This window comes from Rathayibacter sp. VKM Ac-2928, from assembly GCF_022815545.1.
In the GTDB taxonomy this organism is placed as follows: Bacteria; Actinomycetota; Actinomycetes; order Actinomycetales; family Microbacteriaceae; genus Rathayibacter; species Rathayibacter festucae.
In genome coordinates this window covers 432,743-446,619 of record NZ_JALGRU010000002.1, presented here as the reverse complement: position 1 = coordinate 446,619, position 13,877 = coordinate 432,743, and the positions used below count along the sequence as shown (strand labels likewise).

Below are 13,877 nucleotides of genomic sequence, written 5' to 3'. Positions count from 1 at the left end.
AGACCCACCCACCCCGACCGATCAGAACGTGTCGCGCCTGGCTGCCGGGCGCAGCTGACCCGCATGGCATCATGCGCTGGTGAGCGCCCCCGACCTGAACGCGGATGTCCTGGCTCCGTTCCGAGACTCCGGCGTCGATCGGCATGTCACCCTGCTGCTCGGTGCCGGTGCGTCGACATCATCGGGGCTGCCCGGGTGGGACGAGCTCGCCGTTCGGCTCCTCCTGAAGAGCGGGGCCGTCTCCTCGGAGTCCGCCGCGCAGGAGCTCGTGCAACGGCAGGACCCACTCCTCGTCGCTGAAGCCGCGAAGAGCACTCTGGACCGGTGGGACCAGCGCGTCAGGGCCGCGCTCTACCAAGGGCTGCAGGATCTGTCGCCTTCGTCGCTGCATTTCGCGGCTGCCGGCCACGCCCTCGACGGGAGAACCGACGAGACCACGGTGGCGACGTTGAACTTCGACGTCCTCCTCGAGGACGCCATCGACATCGAAGGAACCGCGGAGGGTCGTGTCGACGACGACGAGTCCTCGACCGCGTACGTCGTGCACCACCTGCACGGAATCGCCTCCCCTTCGCGGAGCGAGGGCGTCGTCCTGACCCTGTCCGACTACAACGAGCTGCTCGGCGACCAGGACTGCTGGCAGCAGCGCTTGCTCACCAAGGCAGCGCAGGACGGCGCCATCGTCATCGCCGGAACGTCCTACCGAGATCCGGACGTCCGGCGCTGGCTCCACGTCGCTCTTGCCGACTCGCCTGACGGCAACGCGGCGCTGGTGCTTCTCGCGCGCCAGGCCTTCGGCGTCTCGAGAGAGCGATTCGACGAGATCAAGAGCGCCCTCGCCGGGCAGTGGAGAGCTGCCGGACTGCAGCCGATCCTTCTCGAGGACTTCACCGATGCCGCGCAGATCATCCGCGAGCTCCGTCATCTGCATCGACCTCGGTACCGCTCGCCGCAGCAGCGGGCGACCGCGCTCTGGGATCTCCACGTCGACGGCTTCGACGTCCGCCAGCCGGAGTACTCCGACGCACTGGACGACGACGCGCGGACGCTGCGCGACGCCTTCGACGTCGAGCAGCTCGGCGTCAGCCTGTGGCTCGCGGACGGAGCGGGCAGCGTCGGACGGTACGCCTCCCAGGACCGGACCTATCGAGCAGCGTCCGACATCCGCCGCGTGTCGAGCGGACACGACAGCGCCTGGGTCGCCGGCCGGACCCTCGGTGCGGAGAGCATCGTGTTCCAGAATCTCGACCCGGCCGGAACGAATCGCTGGGGCACTGTGCTCGCCCTTCCGATCAGGGTGTCGTTCGCGGGTCTGCCGGACATCGCGACCGCGGTGCTGAGCGTCGGCCTTCCCGGCACCGCGGAGGCGTTCTCCACGTCGAAGGCGATGTGGTTCGACCAGGTGCTCGACATCGCGAACGCGTGGAGCGAACGGCTGAGCGACTCCCTCGTGTGAGCCGCCTCGCGCAACTACGATCAACGAAGGACAAGGAGACAGCGATGACGAACAGCAGCAGCAACTCGTTCCAGAGCCTCGGCAACGGCGGCTTCCGAGTCAGCGGCGCGCGGATCAGCCCGACCACTGGCCGGTACGTCACCCGCAGCAGTGCTTCCGTCGGGAAGTCGGCTGCGTCTCCCGCCCAGCCGAAGACGCAGCCGACTCCGAAGTAGCAGGGTCGGCCGTCCGCGGACGCGCGGGCACAGCCCGGCACGAACGCGACCGTCGAGCGGTCGCCGACGAAGGCCCGGCGGCCGTCAGCGCTGCGACACCGGCGAGATCACCAGCTCGTCGATGCGGACGTGGGCCGGCGAGTCGAGGACGAACTCGACCGCGCGGGCCACGTCGTCCGGCGCGAGCATCCGGGCGCGGGCCTCATCATCCGGGACCTGCGGCCGGTGGCGGAGGAAGTCCGTCGCGACGTCGCCGGGGCAGAGGTGGCAGGCGCGGATCCCGGAGGCGGCCTCCTGCGCGTTCAGCGTGCGGGCGATCTCGGCCAGCGCCTTCTTGCTCGCGCTGTAGCCGACCCCCGCGATAGGGGCGAACGCCCAGGCCGAGTACGAGGAGACCAGCACGACCGCGCCGGCGTGCGCCCTCAGCTCGGGCAGCGCCGCGTCGATGACGCCCACCGGCCCCAGCAGGTTGGTGCGCACGATCTCCTCGAGCTCGCTCAGCCGCTGGTCCCCCCAGGTCCGCCGCGGGGAGTTGAGCCCGGCCGACAGGACCAGCGCGTCGATCCGGCCGGTCGCTGCCAGCACCGCGTCCCGGGCGGCGGGCACCGCCTCCCCGTCGCTCACGTCGAGGGGGACGACGAGGGCGTCCCCGCCGGCACTGCCGATCCGCTCGGCGACGGCGTCGAGGCGCTCGCGTGACCTCCCGCTGAGCGCCACCGTCCAGCCCGACGCCGCAAGGCGCTCGGCCGACGCGGCCCCGATCCCGGAGCCGGCTCCCGTGATCCAGGCGACTCTGCGAGCGACTTCAGTGTCCATGGGGCAGCCCTTCGATGCTACGGTGACGATCGATTAATCATACTAATAGGAGGCTGCCGTGCTCATCAATCTCACCGGTCTGGTCGTCGTGGTCACCGGAGGCGGGCGCGGCATCGGCCGCGCGATCGTCGACCGCTTCCTGGCGGAGGGCGCGCGGGTCGCCGCCCTCGACCTGGCCTTCCCCTCCCCCTCGGGCGACGCGCAGCAGATCGTCTGCGACGTCACGGATCCGGCGTCGGTACGGGCGGCGATCGACGCGGTGGTCGAGCGGTTCGGCCACGTCGACGTCCTGGTGAACAACGCCGGCATCAACGTCGAGGGCACCGTCGAGACCCTCGATCCGTCGCGCTGGGACGCCGCGTTCGACGTGAACGTCCGCGGCACCTTCCTCGTCTCGCAGGCCGTCATCCCCGTGATGAAGGAGCGCGGCCGCGGCCGCATCATCAACGCCGCCTCGTTCGCCGCGATCGTCCCGAGCATCGGCGCCGCCGCCTACGGAGCCTCGAAGGCGGCCGTCGTGCAGTTCACCCGGGTCCTCGCCGGCGAGCTCGGGCCGTGGGGCATCACCGTCAACGCCTACGCGCCGGGCATGATCCCCACCGCGATGAACGGCTTCGCGGACATGCCGGAGGCGGCGAAGGCGCGGCTCCTCGACACGCTGAGCCTGCGCCGCTGGGGCACGCCCGACGACATCGCCGACCTGCTCTGCTTCCTCTCCAGCGACGCCGCGAGCTACATCACCGGCACGCTCGTCGACGTCAGCGGCGGCAAGCTCGCCACGCAGATCCCCGCCCGTGCGTACGAGGGCCTCTCACCCGCGGAGTGATCCCGCCGGCGCCTGAGGGCACCCCTGCCCGCCTCGACTCAGGCCGTCCCTCGGCCGGTCGACGTCGCCCGGATCTCCGCAGCGGTGTCGCGGACGAGCGTTCGTGCCGCGCTCTCCGCGCGATCGGCGTCCCCCGCCGCGATCGCCTCCGCCAGCCGCCGATGCTGGTCGACCGCTCGATCGGTGGCGGCGGTGAAGGTCGGAACGCCGCTGCCGTACCTGCTGTCGAGCGCGGCGGCGAGGGTGCCGAGCAGCTGGGCGAGCACCGCGTTGCCCGACCCCTCGACCAGGATCCGGTGGAAGCTCTGATCCGCGCTCGTGAACCGGGGCAGCGATCGCGCCTCGGCCGCGAGGGCGAGCTCCGCCGCCGCGGCCGACAGCTCCTGCTGCCCAGCGGTCCGGCCGCTCGTCGCGAAGAGCCGGGCCGCGGCGGGCTCGACCGCCTCGCGCAGCAGGAGGAGCTCCTGCAGCTGCGTCTCGCTCGCCGGTCCGGAGGCCCGCCACTGGATCACATCGGGATCGAGGAGGTTCCACGAGCTCTCCGGCTGGACCTGCGTCCCCGCACGCGGGCGAGCGCGGATCATCCCGCGGGCCTCGAGAGCACGGAAGGCCTCGCGCACCACCGTCCGCGACACGTCGTACCGGCGGCCGATCTCCTCGGGCACGATCTGCGAGTCCGCCGCCCGGACCCCCGACGCGATCTCCCGCCCGAGCCCCTCGGCGACCCGGCGCTGCAGGCGTCTGCCGGAGCCGGAGGCCTCGAGGGCGGAGTCGACGGGCATGATGCGGCTCACGATACCCGCCCGCTCCGCGCACCCCTGCCGGTCGACCAGCCGCGGAACGCGCGCTTCCTGCCCGCCGACCAGCCGCAACCCGCGCACTCCATCCCGGCCGACCAGCCGCAACCCGCGCACTCCATGCCGGTCGACCGGCCGCAGGCCGCGCGCTCCATGCTGGTCGAGTAGCCGCGGAACGCGGCGTATCGAGACCCACCCTCCAGGCCACGGTGGATCTCGATACGCCCGCTGCGCGGGCTACTCGATCACCATGCAGAGGCCCGCCCCACGGCCTGCTCGGCACCTCTACGAGCAGGCGATCATCGGCAGCGTGATGCGGATGTCGTCGTTCGCGTCGGTCCTCACTCCTTTTCGTCCGGGAACGATGAAGTGCCACATGAGCTGAACCGATCCCGTGGTGGTCGCCGTCCACCGGGTGGAGTAGTCGACGAACGAGAAGTCCTTCGTCAGCTGCACGTCGCCGTACTGACTCGTGTCGGTGCTGTAGTTCGGCGAGATGGGCACGTCGTCGGTCTCGAGCCGGGCGTACTGCGCGCCGCGGGTCCTGTCGTTGCCGGTCTGTGCGTACGAGCCACCGGCCCGGTAGAGGAAGGTGTAGGTGGTCCTGGCGACGACCGGCAGCCTGGCCCCCCACCAGACCTCCAGGTTGAACCCCTCGGCGGAGCCCGAATCGTCCGCCTGCTGGTAGAAGAAGACGGCGCCGTTCTTCTCCTCGATGCCGGACACCCCGTGATAGCCGTAGCCGTTGTCGTAGCGTCGCCACTGAGCAGAATCGGTGACCGACGGGCAGGGCGCAGGAGACGCCGATGCGGCCGGAGCCGCCGCCGCCAGGGCGATGACGGGTACCGTCCAGACCCCTCCGGCGACGAGCGTCCGCCGGTGCACCGCGCTTCGACCGTCGGAGGTCGTCGGCCGATCGTCGTCGTGCGCCATGAGTGCGTCTCCCGTGGTGTCGAGGTACGACCGCTGCCACGGTTGGCGACGGCGTACCTGCACACCAGGGTGGTGCCCTCACGCCGCGTCAGGATAATTCGAGGCGCTTGAAGCACAACGATGACGCGTTCACGTCACTGCTGACAGGATCCGTGCCTGTCGACGTCCCGAGCAGTCCAGCCGCCGCGGCGCACGCCCCTGCTGGCCGAGCAGCCCGCGCAGTGGCCCCCTCCGTGCTGGTCGAGTAGCCCCGCAGGGGCGTATCGAGACCCGAGCATGCAGCAGCGGCGTCTCGAGACCCCGCCCGCCGCTACTCCGGCATCGAGAAGTCCGCGAAGTCGAAGCCCGGCGACACCAGGCAGCTCACCACCGCGTCCTCCGCCGACGGCAGCGTCCGCTGCCAGACGTCGGCCGGCACCAGCGCCTGCACCGGCAGCCCCTCGAACGCGGAGCCGAGCACCACGGTCTCGCCGTCCTCCGGCTCCTCGCCGAGCCCGCCGTACTGCAGCGCCACCCGGCCGGGCCCGTTCCAGATCCAGGTCTCCGCCGAGGACACCCGGTGCCAGGCCGACGCCTCGCCCGCCGGCAGCAGGAAGACGATCAGCGTCGCCGCCGGCCGCTCCCGCACCGAGCCGTCCGCACTGACGAGCGTCAGCCGCTCCGGCGACTCCCACGTCCGCCGGTACCAGCCGCCCTCGGGATGCGGCTCGAGCCCCATCGTCTCGGCGAGCGCCGGCCGCCGCACCCGCTCGAGCACCCGCCCGTCGACGCTCAGCCGGTCGACGAACCCGCTCAGCTCCGCGCCTGCCATCGGACCTCCCCGGAGATGATCGTGGCGAGGGCGGTCCCCTCACCGGCTTCGACGACGGCGGCGAGCACGTCGTCGGAAGAAGAGCCCGACACGCCCAGGACCGCGAGGTCGGCGAGCGCCCCCGGCACCAGCGTGCCGAACGACTCCGCCGCCCCCATCGCGACCGCGCCGCCGAGCGTCGCCGCCGTGAGCAGCCGCGCGTGCAGATCGCGCCCCGCGTACCCCTGCGCCCGCGCGATCCGGCACAGCTCGGCCACGTCCCCGAGCAGGTCGAGCGACGGCGTCGACGACAGCGAGTCCGTCCCGACCGCGATCGCGTTCCCCTCGCGCAGGTAGTCCGCGACCGGCGCCTCGTCGAGCCCGATCACCGCGTTCGAGCGCGGACACAGCGCGACGGAGGTGCCGGTGCGCCGCAGCGTCGCGCGATCGTCCGCGTCCACGTAGATCCCGTGCGCGATGTGCACGTCGTCGCCGAGCGCCCCGATCGTCTCCGCGTACGCCACCGGCCGCAGCGCGCTGCCGCCGTTGCGCAGCAGGTGGAAGCCGTCGTAGCCCCAGCGGCGCCACTGCTCCGCCAGGTCGCCGCGGCCGTGCATCGTGTACTCCGCCTCCCAGGCCGACTCGGCCAGGTGCAGGTGCCGGCGCACGCCGAGCTCCTGCGAGAGCCCGGTGAGGTCGCTCAGCACCGGAGTGTCCAGCGAGTACGGCGCGTGCGGCGAGAGCCCGATCCGGGTCACGCCGGAGGTGCGCACCAGCTCGGCGGTGATCGCGCGCCCGCTGCCGCGCCAGTCGTCCTCGAGGAGGCTCATCAGCTCCCAGTAGGCGATCCCGTGCACGCGGCCGTCCTCGAGCACGCGCAGCGCATCGAGGTCGGTGACGATGTCGGCGATCGCCGTCGTCCCGGTCGAGACCGCGATCTCGAGCCCGGCGGCCGCCGAGGCGCCCCAGTCGTGCGGCTGCTCGTAGACCTCCTGGAAGGCGCGCGACCAGTCCTCGAAGCCCGCGTACCGGCCCCGGCCGACCGCGGACATGCACGTGTACTGCAGGTGCGAGTGCGCGTTGACGAGGCCCGGGACGATCGCGCCCGGCCACTCCCGCACCGCGGGCGACTCGTCGCGGAGCCCCTCCAGCACCTCGTCCCGCGTCCCGACCGCGACGATCCGCTCGCCGCGCACGGCGACCGCCCCGTCGCGCACCGGCTCACCCGCCACCGGCAGCACCCACGGCGCGCTGTGCACGGTGAGCACCGACGTCGAGCTTCCGGCGCTCTCGCGCCCGAGCGACACCGCGCCGCTCACGGGATCCACGCCGACGGCATCAGTCCCGAGAGGCTCGCCGTGCTCGCCGCGACCGCCAGCAGCACCGCCGCGCCCGTCACCGTCCAGTCGACCGGCGTGTACCGGATCTCCCGCAGCCAGGTGCGCTTGCGCGTCCCGAAGCCGCGCAGATCGAGGGCGTCCACCGTGTCCTCCGCGTCCACGAACGACGTGATGGTGACCGGCACCATCAGCGGTGCGACCTCGCGCAGGCGCCGGATCGGATTGCGGGTCTGCGTCCGCTCGTAGCCGCGCAGCCGCTGGGCCGCGGCCGTCTCCTGCAGGTTCGAGGCCGCGCTGGGCAGGAACTTGAAGGTGAGGTCGATGCCGTAGGCGAAGCGCGCCGGCACCCCGAGCCGCGCGAACGCGACCGCGAGGTCTCCCGGGCGGATGGCGAACGCGAGCGGGAACCCGACCGCGACCAGCGTGAGGAAGCGCAGCAGCAGGTTGACCGCGTACGACACCGCCCCCTCCGTGATCGCCAGCCCGACGACCGGCACCGTGAACAGCGTCGCGCCGGCCTCCGGCTCGCCGCTGCCGGTCGCGCCGACGATGAGCCCGTTGATCCCCGCGAAGACCAGCACGAACACGGCCACGACGGCCCAGTTCGAGCGGACCTCGCGGAACGGGATCCGCGCGCTGAGGTAGTACGCGAAGGCGACCACGGCGAGCGCCGCCATCCAGCGCAGATCGCGCACCTGGCTGGCCGTGACGACGAACATCACCGGCACCAGGATCAGCACACGCGGATCCCGGCGGCCGAGGAAGGAGTCACCGCCGAGGTATCGAGGCGAGACCTCCATCCCGGGCGCCCGTCAGCGTCCGGCGAGGTTCTGCAGCGGCTTCCAGACCCGGTCGAGCACGGGCACCAGGATCACCGCGGTGATGCCGGTGGCGAGGATCGCCAGGAGGTAGGAGCCGAAGAACCAGTACTGGAAGGTCTGGCCGAGGAACAGGAAGTCGGTGGCGGTGAAGAGCAGTCCGACGACGACCGCGGCGACCGCGATGGCGGCGGCCCAGACGAGCTGGCGGCCGGTGGTGCGCGGCTCCTTCGCGTAGTAGCCGATCAGTCCGGCGAGCAGGCCGACGAGGCCGTTCGCGATGCTCCAGTTCCAGTAGGTGAGGAAGCCGTAGCCCATGATCTGGTCGACGATCGCGTTGCCGACGGCGCCGGTGAAGAAGCCGGCGACCGGTCCGAAGCGCAGGCCCACGAAGGGGATGATCGCGATCGCGGGGCGGATCGAGATCATCGTCCCGGGGATCACGAAGCTCAGGGCGCCGAGCGCGCCGTAGAGGGCGGCGCCGACGGCGCCGAAGACGATCGTGCGGGAGGAGACGGCCCAGGGGCCGGTCTTCGCGGCGGTGGAGGTGGTGGCGGTCACGGGTGTGTCCTTTCGAGGGAGGGAGAGGAGCTGCGGGGATCGGCGGTGCGTCCGGCGTCGGGGGTGCTGCCGGGGCCTTGCTGCGCACGGCGGAGGCGCCGGGCGAGGTCGAGCGGGCGCGGGAGGCGACCGCTCGCGGGTCCGTGGCGCCGGGCGGCGCGCACGAAGTCGGTCTCGCGCAGCACCGCGCGGGAGTGGCCGGGGTCGACGCCCGGGCCGTGCCAGAGCGCCGTGTCGTGCACGACCTCGGCGGGACTGGCGTCGGCGACGATCCCGCCGCCGTCGACGACCACCACGCGGTCGGCTCGGGCGAGCGCCATGTCGACGTCGTGGGTGATGAAGTACACGCTGTCGATCCCGTCGATCGCCCACACCGCGTCGAGGAAGTGGCGGGAGGAGCGCTCGTCCTGCCCCGCCGTCGGCTCGTCGAGGATCAGCGTCCGCGGCCGCAGCGTGAGGGCGAGCGCGACGGCGAGCCGGCGCTGCTGCCCGAAGGAGAGCGTGCGCGGCGGCCGCTGCAGGATCCCCGGCACGTCGTCGAGCGACACGGCGCGCAGCGCGGCGTCGGCGATCGCGGGGATCTCCTCCGCCGGCACCCCGAGATTGCGCGGCCCGAAGGCCAGCTCCGCCTCGACCGTCTCGCTGAAGAGCGCCTGGCCGGGGTTCTGGAAGAGGTAGCCGCAGGTCGAGACGAGCTCGGCCGCGGTCAGCTCGTGCACCGGCCGCTCGTCCAGCAGGACCCGGCCGCGGGTCGGCGCGACGAGGCCGACGGCCGCGCGCATCAGCGTCGACTTGCCGGCGCCGTTCCGGCCGAGGATCGCCACCCGCTCGCCCGCGTGGAAGCGGCGGTCCACGGCGGCCACGATCGTCCGCGCGCCGTAGCCGAGCTCGGCGCCGTCGAAGTGCAGGCGGGCGGCACCGGCCGGGGCCGGACGCGCCTCCTCCTCGGGCGACTCCTCCCCCGCGGCGCCGGCGAGCAGCGCCTCGAACGGCAGCTTCACCGACTCGGGTGACGCGACCTCGAGGAACCCGGCGACACCGCCCGAGTAGACGACCCGCCCCTCCTCCAGGTACACGACGCGGTCCGGCTCGAGCGCGAGCACCTCGTCGACGCGGTGCTCGACGATCACGGCCGCCCCGCCGCCGTCGACGTAGGCGCGCACCGCCCGCAGCAGCACGTCGGCCGCGTCGGGATCGAGGTTCGCCAGCGGCTCGTCGATGACGATGACCCGCGGATCGAGCACGAGGATCCCCGCGAAGGCGACGAGCTGCAGCTGCCCGCCGGAGAGCTCGTGCGGCGGCGTCGCCAGCAGCGCGGTCAGCCCGAGCCGCTCGGCGACCTGGTGCGCGCGCTCGCGGATCTCGGCGGGAGGCGTCCCGCGGTTCTCCAGCCCGAAGGCGATCTCGGCGAGCACGCTGTGCCCGACGACCTGCTTGCCCGGATCCTGCAGCAGCGTGCCGACGACCTCCGAGATGTCGCGCAGGGCGAGCGGAGTCGCGTCCCGCCCCTCGACCTCGATCCGCCCGGTCACCTCGGCGCGGTACGAGCGCGGCACCAGTCCGTTCAGCACCCGCAGCAGCGTGCTCTTGCCGCAGCCGGACGGACCCGCGACCAGCACGACCTCCCCGCTCGACACCGAGAAGCTCGCGTCGACCAGCGACGGCTGCTCGGCGTTGCGGTAGGTCACTCCGACGCCGTCCAGGCGCAGCAGCTCGGTCACGAGCGCGCTCCGTCCCGCTGCGGCGCGGCCCGGCGGCCGGTCGAGGTCCAGCTGCCGAGGAAGTCGCGCTGGGCGCTGCTCGGCGCGTCGATCCGCAGACCGAGCGCGTCGAGCTTGGCGCGGGCGACCCGGTCGTCGACCTCGGGCGGGAGCAGGTGCACGGCCGGAGCGAGGCTCCCCGCCTCCCGCGCGAGCAGGTCGACGGCGGCCACCTGGACGCCGAAGGACAGGTCCATGATCTCGATCGGGTTCCCCTCACCGGCGGTGCAGTTGATGCAGCCGCCGTCGTCGAGCACGACGATCGAACGGCCGTTGGGCAGCGTGAAGCTCTCCAGCGCGTGGCCGATGCTCTGCCGGATCGCGCCCGCGGCGAGCGCCGCGTCGATCGCGATCTCCTGCGCGACGCCGCCCGAGACGGCCACGGCCGCCCCCTCCGGCAGGGCGAGCAGGTGCTCCACGTCGACGGTGTGCGCGATGCCCGTCGCCGAGATCAGCAGGTCGGCGCTGCCGGCCGCCGACTCCAGCGCGTCGACGTCGTAGCCGGCGAAAACCGCCTCGAGCGCGCGGACCGGGTCGACCTCCGCGATCGTCACGCGGGCGCCGAGCGCGCGGGCGTGCTGGGCGACCCCGCGGCCGACAGGTCCGAAGCCCGCGACGACGACGTGCGCTCTGTCGAGCGGAGTCGCGAGCAGGTCGAGCATGGTCAGCAGCGTCGACTGCCCGGTGCCGTGCCGGTTGTCGAAGAGCGTCTTGCAGCGCGCGTCGTTGACCGCGAGCACCGGGATCCGCAGCGCGCCCTCGCGCTCCATCACCCGGAGCGGGCGCAGGCCGCTCGTGGTCTCCTCCGTCGCGCCGCGCAGCGTCTCGAAGACAGCGGGCCGGTCGGTGTGCGCGAGCCGCGTGACCGACGAGCCGTCGTCGACCAGGATGTCCGGGCGCCGGTCGAGCAGCCCGAGCGCGAACGCGCGGTCGTCGGCGGCGCTCGCGTCCGAGCGGGCGAAGACCGCGATCCCCGCGTGCTGCAGGGCGGCCGCGGTGTCGTCGTGGGTGTTGGAGGCGCCGCACATCACGCTGACGTCCGCGCCGGCCGCCGCCAGCTCGAGCGCGAGCGTCGCCGTCTTGGGCTCGAGCACGAGCACCAGCCCGATCCGCAGGCCCCGCACGGTGCCGCTCTCGCGGAGCTGTCCGGCGATCCCGCGGGTCACCGGCATGAAGCGCGCGGCCCAGTCGATCTTGTCCTGGCCCTGCCGCCAGAGCGAGGGGTCCCGGATCGGCGCGGTCATCGGAGCAGCTCCAGCGCGAGGGCACGGTCGGCGCGCTCGTGCAGGCCGGGCGACGGGTCCTGCTCCCGGGCGGCCTCGACAGCGGCCGCGAAGCGCGCGGACAGCTGCTCCCGAGTGCGGCGGGCCGAGCCGTCGGCGACGTCGCGCGCCACGAGGAGGAAGAGCTCGCGCTCGGCGTCCGCGATCCGGTCGATCCCGGGGCGGCCGGAGGAGGGGTCGGTGGCCGCGGCGACCGCCGGGTGGTCCTCCGCCGCGTCGACCAGGAGCAGCGGACCGCCGGTGCCGAGCAGCGCCGCGGTGACCGGGCTCGTCAGCTCTCCCGTCGCGAAGGCGATCGTCGCATCCCGCAGGTCCGCCGAGTGCGCTGTCTGCACCGTCAGCCCGAGCTGGGCGATCTCGACCAGCGCGAGCGGGTCGTCGCCGACGACGATCACGCGAGCGCCCGTCGCGGCGGTCCTGGTCGCCAGCTCGACCGCGAGCGGCCCGGTCCCGAGCACGGCGACGCGGGTGTGCGCGAAGGAGAGGTTGGAGGCCGCGGCGACCGCGCGGAGCACGGCCTGCGCCCACGCGGTGCGGGTCAGCGCTCGGACGACCCGGGAGTCACCGGACGCGTCGGCCGCCGTCGCGGGCAGCGCGGCGCGGCGCAACGGGGTGAGGGTGGCGTGCATGACGCTCCAGGGGAGTCGGCGATTCTAAGCGGTTAGCGTGACCATAGTCGCGCCCTGTTTCCCCCACCCGCCCGTTTATTACGCCCGTGTGAAACATTCGCCGCCTGGACCGATCACGCCGACCGAGCATCCCGCGCCGATCATGCTGATCGCACATCCCGAGCATCCCGCGCCGATCATGCTGATCGAGTAGCCCGCGCAGCGGGCGTATCGAGATCCCCCCTCCCATAAGCTGACCGGATGTCAGCCCGCCCCCGGCGCCCCACCCTCGCCGATGTGGCCCGCTCGGCCGGCACCTCCGCCACCGTCGTCAGCTACGTCGTCAACAACGGCCCGCGCCCCGTCTCCCCCGAGCTCCGCGCCCGCGTCGAGACCGCCATCACCGAGCTCGGCTTCCGCCGCAACACCCTCGCCGAGGCGCTCAGCGTCGGCCGCTCGAACCTCGTCGGTCTGCTCGTCCCCGACTCCTCCAACGCCTTCTTCGGCGAGCTGGCGCGCGAGATCGAGCACGAGGCCCGCCGCCGCTCGCTGCTGACCCTCCTCGGCAACACCGAGTACGACCCGGAGGTGGAGCGCGGCTACGAGCGCACCTTCGCCGACCTCCGCACCGCCGGTATCCTCCTGATCACCATCGATCCCGCCAGCACCGCTGACACCGCCCCGCGCGTCTTCCTGCACTCCGCGGCTCCCACCGACACCGAGCCGAGCGTCGTCTTCGACGACGAGCAGGGCGTGCGAGCCGCGGTCGAGCACCTGCTCTCGCACGGCCACGAGGACGTGCACTGCGTCACCGGCCCCGACGACTTCGGCCCCTCGGGCCTCCGCGCCCGCTTCTGGGCGGAGGCGATGGAAGGCGCCGGAGGCCGCCTGCACCGCGTGCCGATGGACCGCGTCTCGGCCGAGGCCGCCCTCCGCACGATCCTGCGCACCGAGCGCCCGCGGGCTGTCCTCGCCACCACCGACGAGCACGCCCTCGCCCTCCTCCGCGCCGCCTCCCAGGAGGGGATCCGCGTCCCGGCCGAGCTCGCGATCGTCGGCTTCGACGGCATCCGCGAGGCACTGCTCGGCGGCGTCCGCGTCACCACCGTCGCCGTCCCCGTCCGAGAGATGGCCCGCATCGCCTTCGAGCTCCTCGACGAGACCCTGGCCGACGCCCCCGTGCGCCACGTCCTCCTGCCGACCACCCTCGTCCTCGGCGAGACCTGCGGCTGCACCCCCGCCCCCTGACGCCGGATCCACTGGGAAGAGTCGCCCGCAGACCTGCTGGTCGGGCAGCCGCACAGCGGCCCCCTCATGCTGGTCGAGCAGCCGCGCAGCGGCGTATCGAGACCCACCGTCCGATGAAGGCCAGGTCTGCAGACTCGTCCTTCCGGCGCTGCCGGCTCTCGATACGCCCGCTCCACGGGCTACTCGATCAGCATGGGGCGCGCCCGACAGTTCGGATCTGCAGACCACGGCACCCGATCCGGACGCAGAACATCAGCCGGGAGTCACTCTCAGCGCCCCTCGGCGACGACGCACGTCCTCGGCTGACGTCCTGCCGCCGCCGATGCGCAGCTCCCCTTCCATGCCGGTCGACCAACCGCGCAGCTCCCCTTCCCTGCCGGTCGACCAGCCGCGCGGCGCCCTTTCATGCTGGTCGAGTAGCCGCGC

At 72.9% G+C, this 13,877-nt stretch carries 15 protein-coding genes; 5 read left to right on the top strand and 10 right to left on the bottom strand.

What is annotated here, in order from left to right; genetic code table 11:
• The first annotated feature begins 439 nt into the window (after positions 1-439).
• Both MT350_RS09680 and MT350_RS09675 read left to right on the top strand, forming a co-directional pair.
• Positions 440-1,456, top strand: a complete 1,017-nt coding sequence (locus MT350_RS09680) for an SIR2 family protein (protein ID WP_243615836.1) — start codon at positions 440-442, stop codon at positions 1,454-1,456.
• Positions 1,457-1,500: 44 nt separating this feature from the next.
• On the top strand, positions 1,501-1,671 hold the full coding sequence (locus MT350_RS09675) for a hypothetical protein (protein WP_159423922.1): 171 nt from the start codon (positions 1,501-1,503) through the stop codon (positions 1,669-1,671).
• Between the two features lie 84 nt (positions 1,672-1,755).
• Here the strand turns inward: MT350_RS09675 and MT350_RS09670 are convergent, their stop codons facing one another.
• The gene (locus MT350_RS09670) at positions 1,756-2,487 is read right to left on the bottom strand and encodes an SDR family oxidoreductase (protein ID WP_123736122.1); all 732 of its coding nucleotides are present in this window, start codon (positions 2,485-2,487) and stop codon (positions 1,756-1,758) included.
• A gap of 58 nt (positions 2,488-2,545) precedes the next feature.
• On the opposite strand from MT350_RS09670, the gene MT350_RS09665 reads away from it, so the two are divergent.
• On the top strand, positions 2,546-3,313 hold the full coding sequence (locus tag MT350_RS09665; RefSeq protein ID WP_243615835.1) for an SDR family NAD(P)-dependent oxidoreductase: 768 nt from the start codon (positions 2,546-2,548) through the stop codon (positions 3,311-3,313).
• Positions 3,314-3,351: 38 nt separating this feature from the next.
• Here the strand turns inward: MT350_RS09665 and MT350_RS09660 are convergent, their stop codons facing one another.
• The 9 genes from MT350_RS09660 to MT350_RS09620 all read right to left on the bottom strand — a co-directional run bounded on the left by MT350_RS09660 (position 3,352) and on the right by MT350_RS09620 (position 12,224).
• Entirely contained in the window at positions 3,352-4,107 is a 756-nt protein-coding gene (locus MT350_RS09660) for a FadR/GntR family transcriptional regulator (protein ID WP_243615834.1), read from the bottom strand.
• A gap of 288 nt (positions 4,108-4,395) precedes the next feature.
• Positions 4,396-5,043 (bottom strand): hypothetical protein, encoded by a 648-nt coding sequence (locus tag MT350_RS09655; RefSeq protein WP_243615833.1) that lies wholly within the window; start codon positions 5,041-5,043, stop codon positions 4,396-4,398.
• Positions 5,044-5,353: 310 nt separating this feature from the next.
• The gene (locus MT350_RS09650) at positions 5,354-5,854 is read right to left on the bottom strand and encodes a cupin domain-containing protein (RefSeq protein WP_243599433.1); all 501 of its coding nucleotides are present in this window, start codon (positions 5,852-5,854) and stop codon (positions 5,354-5,356) included.
• A complete protein-coding gene (locus MT350_RS09645; protein WP_308197471.1) occupies positions 5,836-7,161 on the bottom strand; it encodes an amidohydrolase family protein in 1,326 nt (441 codons plus the stop codon). Before MT350_RS09645 ends, MT350_RS09650 begins: the two co-directional genes overlap by 19 nt.
• Positions 7,149-7,973 carry an energy-coupling factor transporter transmembrane protein EcfT gene (locus MT350_RS09640; protein WP_123706136.1) on the bottom strand — a complete coding sequence of 275 codons (825 nt, stop codon included), beginning with the start codon at positions 7,971-7,973 and terminating at the stop codon, positions 7,149-7,151. The genes MT350_RS09645 and MT350_RS09640 overlap by 13 nt, the downstream gene beginning before the upstream one ends.
• 12 nt (positions 7,974-7,985) lie before the next feature.
• Complete coding sequence (locus MT350_RS09635) at positions 7,986-8,552, bottom strand: ECF transporter S component (protein WP_123447291.1); 567 nt, start codon at positions 8,550-8,552, stop codon at positions 7,986-7,988.
• Positions 8,549-10,273 (bottom strand): ABC transporter ATP-binding protein, encoded by a 1,725-nt coding sequence (locus MT350_RS09630; protein WP_243615832.1) that lies wholly within the window; start codon positions 10,271-10,273, stop codon positions 8,549-8,551. Before MT350_RS09630 ends, MT350_RS09635 begins: the two co-directional genes overlap by 4 nt.
• Positions 10,270-11,556 carry an adenosylhomocysteinase gene (locus tag MT350_RS09625; protein WP_243615831.1) on the bottom strand — a complete coding sequence of 429 codons (1,287 nt, stop codon included), beginning with the start codon at positions 11,554-11,556 and terminating at the stop codon, positions 10,270-10,272. Before MT350_RS09625 ends, MT350_RS09630 begins: the two co-directional genes overlap by 4 nt.
• Entirely contained in the window at positions 11,553-12,224 is a 672-nt protein-coding gene (locus tag MT350_RS09620; RefSeq protein WP_243615830.1) for a hypothetical protein, read from the bottom strand. Before MT350_RS09620 ends, MT350_RS09625 begins: the two co-directional genes overlap by 4 nt.
• Positions 12,225-12,261: 37 nt before the next feature.
• Between MT350_RS09620 and MT350_RS09615 the strand changes: the two genes are divergently transcribed.
• Both MT350_RS09615 and MT350_RS09610 read left to right on the top strand, forming a co-directional pair.
• A complete protein-coding gene (locus tag MT350_RS09615) occupies positions 12,262-12,417 on the top strand; it encodes a hypothetical protein (protein WP_243615829.1) in 156 nt (51 codons plus the stop codon).
• A gap of 47 nt (positions 12,418-12,464) precedes the next feature.
• The gene (locus tag MT350_RS09610) at positions 12,465-13,451 is read left to right on the top strand and encodes a LacI family DNA-binding transcriptional regulator (RefSeq protein ID WP_243615828.1); all 987 of its coding nucleotides are present in this window, start codon (positions 12,465-12,467) and stop codon (positions 13,449-13,451) included.
• The last annotated feature ends 426 nt before the right edge of the window (positions 13,452-13,877 follow it).